16 protein-coding genes are annotated in these 15,393 nt (G+C 68.1%); 7 read left to right on the top strand and 9 right to left on the bottom strand.

Going from position 1 to position 15,393, the window contains the following annotated elements:
• Nucleotides 1-14: 14 nt before the first annotated feature.
• The gene (locus tag Y900_RS13605) at nucleotides 15-1,061 is read right to left on the bottom strand and encodes a ferredoxin reductase (protein WP_036342489.1); all 1,047 of its coding nucleotides are present in this window, start codon (nucleotides 1,059-1,061) and stop codon (nucleotides 15-17) included.
• A gap of 70 nt (nucleotides 1,062-1,131) precedes the next feature.
• Here Y900_RS13605 and Y900_RS13600 point away from each other — a divergent pair, with 70 nt between their 5' ends.
• The 5 genes from Y900_RS13600 to glgX all read left to right on the top strand — a co-directional run bounded on the left by Y900_RS13600 (nucleotide 1,132) and on the right by glgX (nucleotide 5,992).
• Nucleotides 1,132-1,857 (top strand): TetR family transcriptional regulator, encoded by a 726-nt coding sequence (locus Y900_RS13600; protein ID WP_051660054.1) that lies wholly within the window; start codon nucleotides 1,132-1,134, stop codon nucleotides 1,855-1,857.
• Nucleotides 1,858-1,889: 32 nt separating this feature from the next.
• Nucleotides 1,890-2,555: an HAD family hydrolase gene (locus tag Y900_RS13595; protein WP_036342488.1), complete on the top strand. Its 666-nt coding sequence runs from the start codon at nucleotides 1,890-1,892 to the stop codon at nucleotides 2,553-2,555.
• Nucleotides 2,556-2,595: 40 nt separating this feature from the next.
• Nucleotides 2,596-3,339: a pyrimidine reductase family protein gene (locus Y900_RS13590; protein WP_036342486.1), complete on the top strand. Its 744-nt coding sequence runs from the start codon at nucleotides 2,596-2,598 to the stop codon at nucleotides 3,337-3,339.
• On the top strand, nucleotides 3,336-3,761 hold the full coding sequence (locus Y900_RS13585; protein WP_036342485.1) for a hypothetical protein: 426 nt from the start codon (nucleotides 3,336-3,338) through the stop codon (nucleotides 3,759-3,761). Before Y900_RS13590 ends, Y900_RS13585 begins: the two co-directional genes overlap by 4 nt.
• Before the next feature lie 101 nt (nucleotides 3,762-3,862).
• Nucleotides 3,863-5,992 carry a glycogen debranching protein GlgX gene (gene glgX, locus Y900_RS13580; RefSeq protein ID WP_036342484.1) on the top strand — a complete coding sequence of 710 codons (2,130 nt, stop codon included), beginning with the start codon at nucleotides 3,863-3,865 and terminating at the stop codon, nucleotides 5,990-5,992.
• Between the two features lie 222 nt (nucleotides 5,993-6,214).
• On the opposite strand, the gene Y900_RS13575 is transcribed toward glgX, so the two are convergent.
• From Y900_RS13575 to Y900_RS13550, 6 genes are all read right to left on the bottom strand, one after another.
• Complete coding sequence (locus Y900_RS13575) at nucleotides 6,215-6,538, bottom strand: hypothetical protein (RefSeq protein WP_036342483.1); 324 nt, start codon at nucleotides 6,536-6,538, stop codon at nucleotides 6,215-6,217.
• Nucleotides 6,539-6,585: 47 nt separating this feature from the next.
• The gene (locus Y900_RS13570; RefSeq protein WP_036346676.1) at nucleotides 6,586-7,191 is read right to left on the bottom strand and encodes a GNAT family N-acetyltransferase; all 606 of its coding nucleotides are present in this window, start codon (nucleotides 7,189-7,191) and stop codon (nucleotides 6,586-6,588) included.
• A 9-nt stretch (nucleotides 7,192-7,200) separates the two neighbouring features.
• Complete coding sequence (locus Y900_RS13565; protein WP_036342482.1) at nucleotides 7,201-8,085, bottom strand: SDR family NAD(P)-dependent oxidoreductase; 885 nt, start codon at nucleotides 8,083-8,085, stop codon at nucleotides 7,201-7,203.
• Complete coding sequence (locus Y900_RS13560; RefSeq protein ID WP_051660053.1) at nucleotides 8,082-8,885, bottom strand: enoyl-CoA hydratase/isomerase family protein; 804 nt, start codon at nucleotides 8,883-8,885, stop codon at nucleotides 8,082-8,084. Before Y900_RS13560 ends, Y900_RS13565 begins: the two co-directional genes overlap by 4 nt.
• Before the next feature lie 387 nt (nucleotides 8,886-9,272).
• Nucleotides 9,273-10,511: an NRAMP family divalent metal transporter gene (locus tag Y900_RS13555; RefSeq protein ID WP_036342481.1), complete on the bottom strand. Its 1,239-nt coding sequence runs from the start codon at nucleotides 10,509-10,511 to the stop codon at nucleotides 9,273-9,275.
• Nucleotides 10,508-11,332 (bottom strand): magnesium transporter MgtE N-terminal domain-containing protein, encoded by an 825-nt coding sequence (locus Y900_RS13550; RefSeq protein WP_036342480.1) that lies wholly within the window; start codon nucleotides 11,330-11,332, stop codon nucleotides 10,508-10,510. The genes Y900_RS13555 and Y900_RS13550 overlap by 4 nt, the downstream gene beginning before the upstream one ends.
• A gap of 110 nt (nucleotides 11,333-11,442) precedes the next feature.
• Here Y900_RS13550 and Y900_RS13545 point away from each other — a divergent pair, with 110 nt between their 5' ends.
• Nucleotides 11,443-12,738, top strand: a complete 1,296-nt coding sequence (locus Y900_RS13545; protein WP_036342478.1) for an acyl-CoA dehydrogenase family protein — start codon at nucleotides 11,443-11,445, stop codon at nucleotides 12,736-12,738.
• Nucleotides 12,739-12,749: 11 nt separating this feature from the next.
• The gene (locus Y900_RS13540; protein WP_036342466.1) at nucleotides 12,750-13,415 is read left to right on the top strand and encodes a TetR/AcrR family transcriptional regulator; all 666 of its coding nucleotides are present in this window, start codon (nucleotides 12,750-12,752) and stop codon (nucleotides 13,413-13,415) included.
• Here the strand turns inward: Y900_RS13540 and Y900_RS13535 are convergent.
• Both Y900_RS13535 and Y900_RS13530 read right to left on the bottom strand, forming a co-directional pair.
• The gene (locus Y900_RS13535; protein WP_036342462.1) at nucleotides 13,385-14,185 is read right to left on the bottom strand and encodes an acyl-CoA thioesterase; all 801 of its coding nucleotides are present in this window, start codon (nucleotides 14,183-14,185) and stop codon (nucleotides 13,385-13,387) included. The two genes, Y900_RS13540 and Y900_RS13535, sit on opposite strands and share 31 nt — an antisense overlap.
• On the bottom strand, nucleotides 14,182-15,390 hold the full coding sequence (locus Y900_RS13530; protein ID WP_036342459.1) for a CoA transferase: 1,209 nt from the start codon (nucleotides 15,388-15,390) through the stop codon (nucleotides 14,182-14,184). The genes Y900_RS13535 and Y900_RS13530 overlap by 4 nt, the downstream gene beginning before the upstream one ends.
• Nucleotides 15,391-15,393 lie beyond the last annotated feature (3 nt).

The following is a 15,393-nucleotide window of genomic DNA, read 5'->3' as shown; positions in this document are numbered from 1 at the left end:
TCGTCCCTTTCTGCTCAGAGCGCGATCTCAACGTCACCGACAGGCACCGACACGCAGATCTGCACGTCCTCCTCGTCGGCGGTGGAGACCGCTCCGGTGGTCAGGTTGCGCACGGCGCCGCGATGCTTGCGGCGAGTGCAGGTGTGGCAGATGCCCATTCGGCATCCGCTGGTCGGGTTCAGTCCGGCGTCCTCGGCCTGGTCCAGGAGGGGACGCCCGTCGTCTTGGGCGTCGATACCGCTGTCCCGGAAGCTGATTCGGCCGCCCGTCGGCGCGTCGGGCACGACGAAGGGCACCGGGACGAAGCTTTCCGACAACGCGCCCGGGCAGTGTTCGCGCACCGCCTCGACCAGTGCGGGCGGCCCGCACACGTAGACGGCGTCGGCATCGGGCATCGCGGCCCGGAGGTGCTCGGGGCCGAAGCGGCCGTCGAGCTCGCCGCCCGGCGCGCGGGTGTAGCCGTGCAGAACCCGGACACCGGTCGCGGCCAGTTCGGCTCGGTAGCAGGCCTCAGCCGGCGTGCGGGCGTAGTGGACGAAGGCGATCTCGCCGTCGAAGCCCTCGGCCTGAAGGGTCCGCAACATGGACATCACCGGGGTGATGCCGCTGCCGCCGGAGACGAACAGGATGCGGCGGGGCCTGACCTCGGGGAGCACGAAGTCGCCGGCGGGGTCGGACAGGTCGACCACCATGCCGGGGCGGGCATGCCGGTAAAGGTAGTTGGACACCAGGCCGCCGTCGTGGGATCCGATCGTCAATTCGATCAGCGGGGAACCCTCGGCGCCGGCCGGTGAGTAGCAGCGGGTGTGGCGACGGCCGTCGATCTCCACCGCCAGGTTCAGGTGCTGGCCGGCGCGGTAGCCGGTGACAGCCGAGTTGGGGTCGAGAATCAGGGTGACGCTGCGCGGCGTGGAGCGGCGTACGTCGACCACCCTGGCCCGGGCGTCGGTAGTCCAAGTCGGGTCCACCAGCTCGGTGTACCGGTCCACACCATGCGGGCCGGTGAGCAGATCGACCAGCGGCGAGCGAAGCACCTTCTCGGTCAAAGTTTGAGTGAACATGTGTACACTCTTGGTCGTGAAAGCGCACGTCGTCAAGGAATCGGACCAGTCTGTGGTAGGGTTCACACCAGTGAACAGTCGTACGCCCAGCTCACGTCGTGAGCGTTCAGGGAAGTCACGCTCCCGCGAGACACCATCGCGGGAAGAGCGCAAAGAGGCCACCCGCCGGGCCATCATCGCGGCCGCGCTGAAGCTCCTCGACGAGCGCAGCTTCAGCGGCCTGAGCCTGCGTGAGGTCACCCGTGAGGCCGGGATCGTGCCTGCCGCGTTCTACCGTCACTTCGAGTCGATGGACGCCCTCGGCCTGGTGCTCATCGACGAGTCGTTCCGCACCCTGCGCGAGATGTTGCGCAGCGCCCGCGCGGGCAAGCTGGACCCGAACCGTGTCATCGAGTCGACGGTGGACATCCTGATCGCCGGGGTGGCCGAACAGCGCGAGCACTGGCGGTTCATCGGGCGCGAACGCTCCAGCGGTGTGACGGTGCTGCGCTACGCGATCCGCACCGAGATCCGGCTGATCACCTCGGAACTGGCCACCGACCTTGCGCGGTTCCCCGGGCTCAACGAGTGGAGCACCGAGGACCTCAACATCCTGGCCAGTCTGTTCGTGAACTCGATGATCATCATCGCCGAGGCCATCGAGGACGCCCACGACGCGGCCGCGCTCGACGAGATCAAACGCACGGCAGTCAAGCAGCTGCGGATGATCACGGTCGGTGTCAACGCCTGGGAGCCGGCGCAGGTCGTCGACGAGGATGACCAAGACCCGCAGGCCGACGACGTGCCCGAGGTCTGAGCACCAGCTCTGAAACCGGGTACACCACGCCCATGGTCAAGCCCGCAGTGCTCTTCGACATCGACGGCACCCTCGTCGACTCGAACTACCTTCACGTCCATGCCTGGCAGCAGGCGTTCCATGAGGTCGGGCTTCCGGTCCAGGCCTGGCATGTCCACCGCTCGATCGGCATGGACGGGTCCACCTTGGTCGACGAGCTGTCCAACGGCGCCGACGACGACGCGCAGAAGCGTCTCAAGGACTCTCACACCCGCCACTACGAGGCCTGCGCCGATCTGCTGACCGCGTTGCCCGGGGCGCGCGAACTGCTGCAGCGGGTTGCCGCCCTGGGCCTGCAGGTGGTGCTGGCGACCTCTGCGCCGGAGAACGAGCTGGCCATGTTGCGCAAAACGCTGGGGTGCGACGACCTCGTGTCCGCCATCACCTCGTCCGAAGATGTCGAGGAGGCCAAGCCCCGCCCGGACATCGTCCACGTCGCGCTGGACAAGGCCGGGGTACCGGCGCAACAGGCGGTGTTCGTCGGCGACACCGTCTGGGACGTCGAGGCCAGTGCCCGTGCGGGAGTGCCGTGCATCGCGGTGCTGTCCGGTGGCGTCGGCAGAGGTGAACTCGAAAAGGCCGGAGCCGCAGCCATATTCGACGACGCCCAAGAGTTGCTCGACAGCCTCGACAGTTCTCCCATCGCGGCCCTGCTCTGAGGTGGGTTTTGCCCCATCCACCGCCGGGTAGAGACTGCCCATGACTCAGGCGGTGCAACAGCCGAAACGGGCCACCGCACCGGAAGAACTGGTAGCGCTCTACCGCGATCCGCCCGACGGGCTGCGCGCGAACATGATCATGTCGCTCGACGGCGCTGCGGCGTTCGACGGTGTGGCGGGTCCGCTCTCGGACGTCAACGACCAGGGCCTGCTGCTCGCGTTGCGCGGTTACGCCGATGTCGTGCTCGTCGGCGCGGGCACCGTGCGCGCCGAAGGATACGGCCCGGTGCGATTGACCGCCGCGCAGGTCGCCGAACGCCGAGAGCGCTGGGGCACCGACGTCATCCCGCCGATCGCCGTGGTCACCCACACCGGCCGCGTCCCGGCATCGCTGTTCGCCGAGCCTGCCCAACGGCCCATCCTGATCACCACCGCGGTCGCCGTCCGCGAACGCCCGCGGCTGGCCGAGCACGCCGACCTGCTGATCGCCGGTGACAGCGCGGTCAACCTGGAGTCCGCGCTGCGTACCCTGCAAGCCCGCGGAATGCGCCGGATCTTGTGCGAGGGCGGCCCCACCCTGCTCGACGAGCTGGTCGCGGGAGACCTCGTCGACGAGATGTGCCTGACGGTCTCACCCACGCTGGTCGCGAGTGCCACCACCGCCCGGCCGGGCGCTCCGGCGCTCGCGGTCCCTGCCCGCCTCACGCTGGGCCATGCGGTGACGCTCGAGAACTACGTCTATCTGCGTTACGTCCGGGACCATGAGAGGCAGGTCGGTACATGAGCGGCGACGAATTGCTGAGCCGTCGGCCCGAGGGCGTGGACGACGACACGGTGGAAGCGGTCGGATCGCTTTCCGAGGCGCTGGAGTACGTGGAGCGCGCCCGCGGCCACCTGTACTCCTTTCACCAGCTGATGGGCCACGCCGACCTGCTGCTCGGCGAGGCCTGCGACAAACTGCGCGATGCGGGTCACGCCGACATCGCGGACCGCCTATCCGAGGAGATGGTCGGCCGCAATGTGCTCCACGGCCGCTGGACCTTCCAGATCGTCGAGGAATTCGACGACGACTACTGGTCGGTCCTGCGCGAACGCGAGCGCGGCGTGCGTGATCAGCTGATGGGCGGGCATCGCCACGTGTTCGAAGCCGAGATGAAGGAGCGACGCCGGACCAGCGGCCGGCCCGGTCACGAAGCTGTTCCGTGACGTCAATTGTCACCCCTGTCACAAACCTGTTCTGACTGATTTGGCGCGACCCATTCCGGGGTACCCGCCACAGTCCACCCCGCCTATCTAGGGAGTCCCACGTGACCAACGCCGCAACTGAGGTATGGCCTGGTAAGGCCTACCCGCTGGGCGCCTCCTACGACGGCTACGGCACCAACTTCGCGGTGTTCTCCGAAGTGGCCGAGCGGGTGGAGCTGTGCCTGTTCGAGGAAGACGGTGCCGAGACACGTGTCGCCCTTCCCGAGGTCGACGGATTCGTCTGGCATGGGTTTTTGCCGGGCATCGAACCGGGCCAGCGCTACGGCTACCGCGTGCACGGCCCGCATGATCCCGCCGAAGGGCACCGCTGCAATCCCAACAAGCTGCTGCTGGACCCGTACGCCAAAGCGATCGACGGCCATTTCGAGTGGAATCAGTCGCTATTCGGCTACAACTTCGGCGAACCCGACAGCCGCAACGACGACGACTCGGCCGCGAGCATGCCCAAATCGGTCGTCATCAACCCGTACTTCGACTGGGGTGTCGACCGTCCCCCGCAGCGGGAGTATGCCGATAGCGTCATCTACGAGGCGCACGTCAAGGGCCTGACGCAAACCCATCCCGACATCCCGGACGCCATTCGCGGGACGTACTCGGCGATCTCGCACCCGGCGATCATCGACCACCTGAAGGGAATCGGCGCCACGGCCATCGAGTTGATGCCGGTGCACCATTTCGCCAACGACTCCACCCTGATCGACAAAGGCTTGTCGAACTACTGGGGCTACAACACAATTGGGTTCTTCGCCCCGGACAGCAAGTACTCGGCCAGCTCGACGCCGGGCGGTCAGGTGCAGGAATTCAAGGCGATGGTTCGGGCGCTGCACGAAGCCGGCATCGAAGTGATCCTCGACGTGGTCTACAACCACACCGCAGAGGGCAACCACATGGGGCCGACGCTGTCCTTCCGCGGCATCGACAACGCCGCCTACTACCGGCTCGTCGATGACGACAAGCGCTACTACATGGACTACACCGGCACCGGCAACAGCCTCAACGTCGGGCATCCGCACTCGCTGCAGCTGATCATGGACTCGCTGCGGTACTGGGTGACCGAGATGCACGTTGACGGCTTCCGATTCGACCTCGCCTCAACCCTGGCCCGCGAGTTCTACGACGTCGACCGCCTGAGCGCGTTCTTCGAACTCGTGCAACAAGATCCAACCGTCAGCCAGGTGAAGCTGATCGCCGAGCCGTGGGACGTCGGGCCCGGCGGCTACCAGGTGGGCAACTTTCCTCCGCAGTGGACGGAGTGGAACGGCAAGTACCGCGACACCGTCCGCGACTTCTGGCGCGGCGAAGACGCCAGCCTCGGTGAATTCGCCTCCCGGCTGACCGGCTCAGCCGACCTCTACGAGCACACCGCCCGCAGGCCGGTCGCGTCGATCAACTTCGTCACCGCCCACGACGGCTTCACGTTGCGAGACCTGTTGTCCTACAACGAGAAACACAACGAGGCCAACGGCGAGGACAACAACGACGGCGAGAGCAACAACAAGTCGTGGAATTGCGGCGCGGAGGGGCCGACCGACGATCCGGAGATCAATGACCTGCGGAATCGACAGCAGCGCAACCTGATTGCCACAACGATCTTGTCCCAGGGCGTTCCGATGATCTGTCACGGCGACGAGCTGGGCCGGACCCAGGGCGGCAACAACAACGGCTACTGCCAGGACAACGAAATCACCTGGATCGACTGGGATTCGGCCGACGACGAGCTGCTGGAGTTCACGGCCTCGGTGTCGGCACTTCGTGCCGCCCATCCGGTGTTTCGCAGGCGGCGGTTCTTCAACGGCCGACCGGTGCGGCGCCGGGGAAGCGAAGGCCTGCCGGACATCTCCTGGTTCCGCCCGGACGGTTCGGAGATGAACGACGAGGACTGGGACTCGGGCTTCGGCAAGTCGGTGGCTGTGTACCTCAACGGCCACGGCATACCGGATCTGGATGCCCGCGGGCAGCGGGTGTCCGACGACTCGTTCGTGCTGTGCTTCAACGCCCACCACGAACCGATCGAATTCGTCCTGCCGCCGGCCGAGTTTGGTAAGGCTTGGCAACCTGTCGTCGACACGTCGGCGGGGGCCGGCGAGGTCGACGAAGCGGCGGTGGTGAAAGCGTCCACACCGGTGCGAGTCGAGTCGCGCTCGATGGTGGTGCTGCGCGCAGCGGAGTAGGAAAAGTCAACGGACCATGGCCGATCCCCTCCCCTCCGGGGGACCGCCATGGTCCGCAGCACCGCTGGCCCGATTATCACAACGGGGGACACGTGATGCGCAGTTTTCACCAACTTGAATTCAATATTTTCCGGCACTCAGCAAACGTTCAGTCGAGATCGCCGCAGATGTCGATTCGGCTTAACGTGAAGCGGTTACGACACGCCCTCGGCGCCGGGATCGTCAGTCCACAACGGGGTACAGCGAGTCACCGTCTTCGGGCGTGCCGCTGACCTGGCCGCGGTGCGCACGATCCGGGGCAGTGTCGTCCGGCTCGATATCGGCGATCACGTCGGGCTCTTCTTCGCTGAGCCGGGCGTCCAATGACTCGCCCTCCCGTTCCTCGCGCGCTGTGATGCCGAACTTGGTTGCCCCACTCCAGCCTTCAGGCGGGTCCACGACCTCGTCGCCGTCGCTGTTGCGCACCTCGTCGGAGTCGAGCGACTCCGAGCCGCTCAGTGTGTCGCCGGGGCCACCGTCATCTGCGAAGTCGGCTGGATTGGTCATGCCAACGGGCTGCCCGGCCGTCGGGGCGGTTAAACCCGCCCGCGACGTCATCGCGATGCGCGCCACATCGGCCACAACGGCGGGCCGCCCTCGGGCAGGGTGATCTCCCCGGTCACCTCGAAACCGAACCGTTGGTAATACGGAATGTTGTCGGGGTTGCTGGACTCGAGGTAGGCGGGAGCGTATTCGGCGTCGCAGCGATCCAGCCGCGAGCACATCAGCGCGTGACCGAACCCGCCGCCACGCACGCTGGGGTCGCTGCCGATGACGCCCAGGTACCAGTGCGGCTCCTCCGGATGGTGCTCCTTCATCAGGTCGGTCACCGCCCGCCCGGCCGCCAGCCGGCCCCGAAAGGCGCGGATGACGCCGGGCAGCATCGCCAGCTGCTCGCGCGGCGACTGCTGCCACCGGCCGGGCGGATCCCACAGTGCGGCCGCCGCGATCCCGTCGTCGGACACCGCCACCTCGGTGCCGCGTCCGGCCATGAAGTGGTGGCGGGTCAGGGCGCTGAACATTCCGGGCAGTGCAGCCTTGCGCCGCTCGGCATCGGGTTGCACCCAGGCCATCACCGGGTCGTCGTGAAACGCCCGACCCAGGACCCGCGCCAAAGCCGGGATGTCAGCCTTGCGGGCGGGACGGACGTCGATGGGCACCACTGCAGGTTAGTCATCCAAATTAAGCGTGGCCTGGCGCGCAGACCACTCCCACAACCGGGTGGCCTGCTCGGGGTCGACCGCCCAGGGCGCGTACCCACCCGCCACACCGTCGACCATCGCGTCGGCGACGTCGCAGTCCTCGAGATAGAGTCCGCCGCGCCCGTCGAGTTCGGGGCTGGTGGCCGCCCACACCGTGGTCGCCGCTCCGTGTTCGACGTCGGTCACCTCGAGGTTGGCCAGCGTGCCGCCCGCGCTGAAGTCGTCGCGGGTCATGTGCCGGGCCAGGTCGGTGACCACCACCCCGGGATGCACGGCGAAGGAATGCACGCCTCGCGGTCCCCAGCGTTGTTCTGATTCGACGGTGAACAGCACGTTGGCCGTCTTGCTCTGCCCGTAGGCCTGCCACTTGTCGTAGGCGCTCTCGTCGTCGTAGTTGGGGTCCTCCCAACGGATCCCGCCGAGCTGGTGTCCGCGGCTGCTGAGGTTGACGATTCGCGTGCCGTCCCCGAAGCGGTCAGCCAGCCCGGTGGTGAACACGAAGTGACCGAGATGGTTGGTGCCGAGCTGCATTTCGTAGCCCTGCACAGTGCGGGTCAGTGGCGGGGCCATCACCCCGGCGTTGTTGATGAGCACGTCGATGCGGTCGTGACGGGTTGCGATCGCCTCGGCCGCGGCGCGTGCCGAGCGCAGGTCGCCGAGTTCGAGGTGCACGATCTCGCAGTCGATCACCGAGCTGGTCTTGTCCAGATCGCGTACCGCCGCGACGATCTCGGCGCCGGCGGACTGCATGGCCCGGGCAGTCTGCAGTCCGAGCCCCGTCGAGGCCCCGGTGATGACGACGGTGCGGCCGGTCAGGTCGGCATCGGAGAGAACCTCGGCCGTGGTGGTCATGCGGGGTCTCCCGTCTCGCCGGCCGTGGACCGCCACACCGGGGGCCGCTTCTCCCGCCAGGCGGCCGGGCCCTCGGCCGCGTCCGGGCCGCCCATCAATTTCAGGTGCACCGTAGTCTCCTCGTCGGCCACCGCGTCGATGTCGGTCTCAGTCCACAGCAGCCGCTTGCTGTACGCCACCGAGGCCGGGTTGGCGGCCAGCGCCACGTCGCGGGCGAGCTCCAGCGCGGTCGGCAGCACCTCGCCAGCGGGCAGCGCCCGGCTGGCGATCCCGAGAGTCACCGCCTCCCTGCCGGTGAACGTGCGGCCGGTGAGCAGGATGTCGGCGGCCACGGCCAGGCCGACGGCGCGCTTGAGGGTGGAGTGCACGGCGCAGTCGCCGATCATGCCGCGGCGCACCTGCGGGATCGCGAGCTTGGCGTCCTCGGCGACCAGACGGATGTCGCATTGCAGCGCCAGGGTCAGCCCGATGCCGATCGCGGCGCCGTTGATCGCGGCGATCACCAGCTTGCGCACCCGCCAGGCCGGCGGCTCGATGGGCGAGGCGCTGAAGCCCTGACCGGGAGTGTCGAACGCCGCCGCGGCGGCTGTCATGTCCGCCCCGGCGCAGAACGCCCGGCCGGCACCGGTAACCACGACGACGCGCACGGCATCGTCGGCGTCGCACCGGCGATAGGCCTGGCCGAGTTGGCGGGCGGTGTCGGCGGAGAACGCGTTGAGCCGGTCCGGCCCGTTCAGAGTGATCAGGGCGACGCCGGAGTCGTCGACGTCAAGGGCGATTGTCGTGGCGTCGTTGCTCACGCGGCGATCCTGACATACCCGCGCGACGGGCCCGCGCGACGAGTCATTCGACACCGTAGCCGGGGACAAATGTCCCTCGCTACCGGTGACCGCGGACTGTGACCACAGCTGATGTGACCGCCATACCGTCGATCACGTGAGATACCGCGTGGGGTATCCGTGGACCGGAGGGACTCACTATGCCCAGGCATCGAAGCAACGCATCTGCGTGGCCGGTATCCAGGGACGTGAGCAGCGGCGGGGCGGCGACAGTCGCGGCGCAGGCGGCACGGGCGGCGACGGTGCGAGGGGTGCCGACCGCGACACCGGCAACGGTGGCCAAGGGGGCCCTGCCGCCTCGTCCGCGCACGCTGCCCCGTCGGCTCCGGCACCGAGGCCCGGCTGCCGTCAGCCGAAGGCAGTCGTGATGCCCAGTGCCGCCACACAGACCACGACCACGGCCGTGGTGACGCTGTAGACGATCGTCCCGGGACGGCGCATCGCGAATCGGCCCATGAGTTCTCGATCGCGGCCCAGCCCGATCATCGCGACCATCAGCGGCACCAACAGCACCGCATTGAGTACCTGGGTGCCCACCAGGATTGGCACCAGCGGTGCATTGGGGGCCAGGACGATGGCGGCGCCAACCACCGTGACGATCCCGTACGTCAGATAGAACGTGCGGGCTTCGCGGTAGGGATCGTCGATCGCAGCCTCCACGCCGGCGTATTCGCAGACGGCGTAGGCCGTCGACAGCGGCAGGATGGAGGCGGCCAGGAACGCCGCGCCGATCAGGCCGACGGCGAACAGCGTGCCCGCGGCCTCGCCGGCCAGTGGTTGAAGGGCGACCGCCGCATCGGCGGCATCGGTGATGCCCCGCCCGTCGCGGTGCAGGGTCGCCGCGCAGGCGACCACCACGAAGAACCCGATCACACCGGTCAGCACCGCGCCGGTGATCACGTCCACTCGCTCCAGCGCGAGGTCGTCGGTACGGAGTTTCTTGTCGACGGCGTAGGACTGCATGAACGACAACCCCCACGGCGCCAGCGTGGTGCCCAGAGTGGCCGTCACGATGGCGATCGCGGGCCCGGTCATCGGCATCGTGGGCACGAACGTCCCGTGCAGTGCGGCCCCCCAGTCGGGTTTGGCCAGAAACCCGGAGGCGACGTAGGCGAGGAAGACCGTGGACAACGCCAGCAGCAGCCGCTCGACGCGGTGGAAGCTGCCGCGCAGCACCAGCAGTGAGACGGCGACCGCCGCGGCGGGAACACTGATGTATCGACTGATGCCGAAGAGTTCGAATCCTGCTGCAATACCGGCGAATTCGGCGCATGTGGTTCCGACGTTGGCGATCACCAGGGCGGCCAGAATGGCTGCGCCCACCCGGACGCCGTAGCGCTGTCTCACCAACCCGATCAATCCTTGGCCGGTCACCACACCCATCCTGGCGGCCAGACTGTGGAAGACGATCAGCGCGACGGTGGACAGCAGCAGCACCCACAGCAGCTGGTAGCCGTGGTCTGCACCGAGCACCGAGTAGGTGGTGATACCCGCCGGATCGTCGTCGGACAGCCCGGCCAGCAGTCCGGGACCGAGGACGGCGAGCAGGGCGCCGATCCTGGTGGTGGTGCGGGCCGCCGCGGTCATGACGTCACGTCGCCCACGTGCCGGCGCCGCGGCCACACCCGCGAACGCAGGAAGTGCCGGCCGGGCGCACGCCTGAGCCGCTCGCGCCACCGGCCCGCGTGCTCGTCGGACATGGCTGCCACGATCTGTGCGGCGTGCGCGCTCGGCATCGCGCGCAGGACACGTTCAGCCACCGACGGGTGCGCGGCGCGAACGACGTCGGCCGCCAGCCGGGGACCTCTGACCGCAAGTATCTCGGTGGCCGATTCGGTGTCCACCCGGCTGACCAGCGCCGCCAGACCACGGGGGTCGAGGTGGTGCACGGCCGAGCGCGGGCAGGCAAGCTGGGCGGCGTGGCCGCGTTCGGAGGTCAGGTGGATGTCAGCCCAGTCGACGACGTCACGACCGACGCGCACACCGAGCGGCTCCAACTGCAGGCGCCGCAGCACCGCGCCGAAACCGACCTCCACACCGACCAGTTCGAGGCGGTGGGCGTCTGTCCGCGTCAGCACCACGTCGGCTACGCGGGCCAGCCGCTGTCCCACGACGTCGACGACCTGGGTGTCCAATACGTCTCGCACCAGCCGGATTTCGTGCTCACGCAACTCGAAGTCTCCGCCCTCGACGTCCTCGGCGATCGTGAGTCTGTCGCGCTCGAAGCCGATGACCTGGCCCCACGGCACCAGTAGCGGGGGGGCCTGGCGGCGGGTGATCAGTAACCGCTCGACGAGAAGGCGTCCCGACGGCTGGCTGAGGAGCACCGTCAGATCAGCCAGTCGGCCGATGACCCGATCACCGGCCGCCCGCACGTCCTGGCCGGTGATCCGGCTGAGCAACAGCACGCTGGAAGCATGCCTGATCTGGTGGGTCTGCGATCGCAGGTCATTGATTAATGCAGATGCATGAAGTTATGATCGCGCCGCCTTAACGCTGCCGATCTGAGGACGCCACCATGTGGGATTTCGAAACCGACCCCGAGTACCAGAAGAAGCTCGACTGGGTCGAGGAGTTCATGCAGGACAAGCTCGAACCGCTGGACTTCGCCCCGCTGGACCCGTACGAGAAGACCAACCCGCAGGTGCTGCGGGTGCTGCGTCCGCTGCAACAGGCGGTCCGCGAGCAGGGGCTGTGGGCGGCGCACCTGAGCCCGGAGCTCGGCGGCCAGGGCTACGGCCAGGTCAAGTTGGCGTTGCTCAACGAGATCGTCGGCCGCTCCCGTTGGGCACCTTCGGTTTTCGGTTCACAGGCGCCGGATTCCGGCAATGCCGAGATCCTCGCCATGTTCGGCACCGAGGAGCAGAAGAAGCGCTACCTGCAGCCGCTGCTCGACGGTGAGATCTCGTCCTGTTACTCGATGACCGAGCCGCATGGCGGTTCGGATCCCGGCCTGTTCACCACCCATGCCGAGCGCGACGGTGACGAGTGGGTCATCAACGGCGAGAAGTGGTTTTCCTCCAACGCCCGCAACGCCAGCTTCTTCATAGTCATGGTGGTGACCAATCCGGACGCCCGCACGCATCAGAAGATGTCGCTGTTCATCGTGCCGGCCGAGACCCCGGGCATCGAGATCATCCGCAACGTCGGCGTCGGCGGCGAGTCCGACGACCGCGCGGGTCACGGCTACATCCGCTACAACGATGTCCGGGTGCCTGCCGATCACGTGCTCGGTGGCGAGGGGCAGGCCTTCGCGATCGCGCAGACGCGACTCGGCGGCGGCCGCGTCCACCACGCCATGCGGACAATTGCGTTGGCCCGCAAGGCATTCGACATGATGTGCGAGCGGGCGGTGTCACGCCGGACCCGCAGCGGTCCCCTCGGCGACTACCAGATGACGCAGGAGAAGATTGCCGACAGCTGGATCCAGATCGAACAGTTCCGGCTGCTGGTGTTGCGCACCGCGTGGAAGATCGACAAGTATCACGACTATCAGAAGGTGCGCCGCGACATCGCCGCGGTGAAGGTCGCGATGCCGCAGGTGTTGCATGACGTGGTCCAGCGGGCCATGCATTTGCATGGGGCACTGGGTGTTTCCGACGAGATGCCGTTCGTGAAAATGTTGGTTGGCGCGGAATCCCTGGCGATCGCCGACGGTCCGACCGAGGTGCACAAGCTGACCGTCGCGCGTCGCACACTCAAGGAGTACGAGCCCGTCCACACCCTGTTCCCGTCGCAGCACATCCCGACCCGGCGGGCGGCTGCCCAGGCCAAGCTGGCCGAACTGCTCGAACACGAGGTCGCCCAGCTGTGACGGCGCGCTAAATGGCCGCCGACACCTCGGCCAATCTGGTGGCCACCGCCGAGCGGTTGTTCGCCGAACGCGGGGTCGACGCGGTCAGCCTGCGGGAGATCGCCCGCGAGGCGGGTGCCCGCAATGTGATGGCGGTGCAGTACCACTTCACCGACCGCGCCGGGGTGCTCGCGGCGATCGCCGACAAGCACCTGCCGGTGGTCGACGCACGCCGAGATGCCCTGTTGGACGGCATCGAGGGCGAGACCGGGGCGTCGATGCGGGCGATGGCCTCGGCGCTGGTCCGCCCGCTGGCTGCCAAGCTGGCCGATCCCGACGGCGGTCCGGCGTTCCTGCGCGTCCACGCCGACCTGCTGAACCGGCCGGTGCCGTCGTTCGACCTGACCGGGCGCTCCGGCAGCCTGCAGCGCTGGCGCGCCTTGTTGGAGCCCATGCTCGATCCGGTGGCTGTCACGCTGCACCCGCGGCTGGGTGCACTGGTGTATGCCGCGGTTGAGTTGGGCCGGCGCGCAGCCACCGCGCCGCACGCCGACGACCGGTTGTTCATCAGTCATCTGGTCGACACCGTCGCCGCGATGCTGGGGGCGCCGTTGTCCGACGAGACCCGGGCGTTGGCGACAGAGCGGCAGGCTCGCCGGTCGCGTTCTCAGGAGCGGACGATCGCCAGCCCTTCTTGAACCAGGGTGGCGGTCAGCACCTTGTCGGCGTCGTAGAGGTTCAACGTCACCACACCACGGCCCCGCGCGGCGGCCGGGGACCGTGATTCCAGCAGGTTCCACTGGCCGGCATCGATCGCCCGGTGGAACCAGATGGACGAGTCGGTGGTCGCGGTGCGGTGGCTGCGGTCGACCATCGAGTGGCCGTGCACCTGCAGTACCGGATCGATGCCGTAGATATCGGTGACATAGACCGCCGCGCAGGCGCCCAGCCATGCCGGACCGTCCAGCGGCACGGTGACCCGCCACCACAGCCGGCGCACGAATTCGCCTGTGCCGCGGTCATCGTCGGTGCGGATGTCGATCTCGTCGAGCGGCAGTGACGGCGCCGGGCCGATGGGCCCGGTGGCGGGCAGCTGCTCGGGATCACCGGACGCGGTCGCCGTTGCAGCGTGCTCGGGACCGTCCGCCGCGGCGGAGAACGAGATGGTGGCGGTGGTCAGCAGCCGCCCATCCTGGCGGGCCAGCACCCGCCGCGATGCCGTGGTGCGGCCGTCGTAGACGTGGTCGACTTCGTAGTAGACCGGCGCACCCGCGTCTCCGCCGCGCAGGAACTGGACGTGCAGGCTGGTCGGCGCCTTGTCCGCGTCGACGGTGTGGCAGGCCGCGGCCATGGCCTGTGCGGCGAGGTGACCGCCGTAGGCGCGTTTATCCGGCGGCCCGCTCGCGCCTCCGACGAACGCGCCGGACCCATCGCCGGTGACGGTCAGCAGCCGGGAAAGCGCGCTCACGCTGATCCCGTTGCGACAGTGCCGGATTCGAGCATCTCGGTGATCTCGTCGTTGGTGAGCCCGAGCTCGGCCAGCACGGCCGCGGTGTGGTCGCCGAGCGCGGGTGCGGGCTGGGCGGCGATGTGCGCACCGTCGACCGACATCGGCAGCCCCGGCGCCAGGTAGGTGCCGATCCTGGGCTGCTCCACCGCGCTGAACAACGGATTCGCCGTCACGCGAGGATCTTTCGAGACCTCGGCGAAGTCGAGGTAGCGGTCCCACAACACCGAGCTGGCCGACAGCGCCGCGCTCACCTCGTCGGCGGTGTGGCTTCGGAACCACGGCGCGAACAGGCCGGTCAGCACTGCCCGGTGCTCGTAGCGCTGGCCCTCGTCGGCGAAGTCGGCGCCCAGCGCTTCGGCCACGGCGGCAACAGCTTTCGTCGTCCCGGTGAGCTCGGTCAGGTCACGGAAGTGCCGATTGGTCAGCGCGACCAGCATGAAGGTGGCCCCGTCGCTGCTGGTGTAGTCCTGACCGTACTGGCCGTAGATCGCATTGCCCAGGCGCGGTCGTTGGGTGCCGTTGACCATCGGCTCGGTGAGAAAACCGAGGTTGGCCGCGGTGGCCAGCGCGACATCGTCGAGCGGCAGCCGGATGCGGCTGCCCGTCCCCGTCGCATCCCTTCGGCGCAGCGCCACCAGGACGGCCAGCGCGGCATACAGTCCGCAGCTGACATCCCAGGCCGGCAGCACGTGGTTGACCGGACCGCCCTGGTCCGGCGACCCCGTGACCAGAGGAAATCCGGTGGCGGCGTTGACGGTGTAGTCCACCCCGGTGGACCCGTCCCCGCGGCCGACCACTTCCAGATGGATGAGGTCGGGGCGGATGGCGCTCAGCTCGTTGTAGGAATGCCATTGTCGCCCGGCAACATTGGTGATCAGTATGCCCGCGTCCGCGATCAGCCGGGCGACCAGTTGCTGCCCAAGCTCGGAGCGCATGTCGGCGGCCATCGAGCGCTTGCTCTTGTTCAAGCCTGCCCAATAGATGCTGTCCCCGGCCTCCGTCAGTGGCCAGCGCGTGTAGTCGGCAGCGCCGCCGATGGGGTCGACGCGGATGACGTCGGCGCCCAGTTGAGCCAGCGTCATACCGGCGAGCGGAACCGCCACGAAGCTGGAGATCTCGACGATGCGGACACCCGCCAACGGCAGGTCATCAGATGCGCTCACCCG

The organism is Mycolicibacterium aromaticivorans JS19b1 = JCM 16368 (assembly GCF_000559085.1).
In the GTDB taxonomy this organism is placed as follows: Bacteria; Actinomycetota; Actinomycetes; order Mycobacteriales; family Mycobacteriaceae; genus Mycobacterium; species Mycobacterium aromaticivorans.
This window is presented reverse-complemented; position numbering and strand designations above follow the sequence as displayed.

Bases quoted from the DNA above. Each gene is read 5' to 3' on its own strand.
- Y900_RS13595 (WP_036342488.1), top strand. From the start codon at position 1,890: ATGGTCAAGCCCGCAGTGCTCTTCGACATCGACGGCACCCTCGTCGAC.
- Y900_RS13565 (WP_036342482.1), bottom strand. From the start codon at position 8,085: ATGACCACCACGGCCGAGGTTCTCTCCGATGCCGACCTGACCGGCCGC.
- Y900_RS13605 (WP_036342489.1), bottom strand. From the start codon at position 1,061: ATGTTCACTCAAACTTTGACCGAGAAGGTGCTTCGCTCGCCGCTGGTC.
- Y900_RS13540 (WP_036342466.1), top strand. From the start codon at position 12,750: ATGGCCGCCGACACCTCGGCCAATCTGGTGGCCACCGCCGAGCGGTTG.
- Y900_RS13555 (WP_036342481.1), bottom strand. From the start codon at position 10,511: ATGACCGCGGCGGCCCGCACCACCACCAGGATCGGCGCCCTGCTCGCC.
- Y900_RS13585 (WP_036342485.1), top strand. From the start codon at position 3,336: ATGAGCGGCGACGAATTGCTGAGCCGTCGGCCCGAGGGCGTGGACGAC.
- Y900_RS13575 (WP_036342483.1), bottom strand. From the start codon at position 6,538: ATGACCAATCCAGCCGACTTCGCAGATGACGGTGGCCCCGGCGACACA.
- Y900_RS13590 (WP_036342486.1), top strand. From the start codon at position 2,596: ATGACTCAGGCGGTGCAACAGCCGAAACGGGCCACCGCACCGGAAGAA.
- Y900_RS13545 (WP_036342478.1), top strand. From the start codon at position 11,443: ATGTGGGATTTCGAAACCGACCCCGAGTACCAGAAGAAGCTCGACTGG.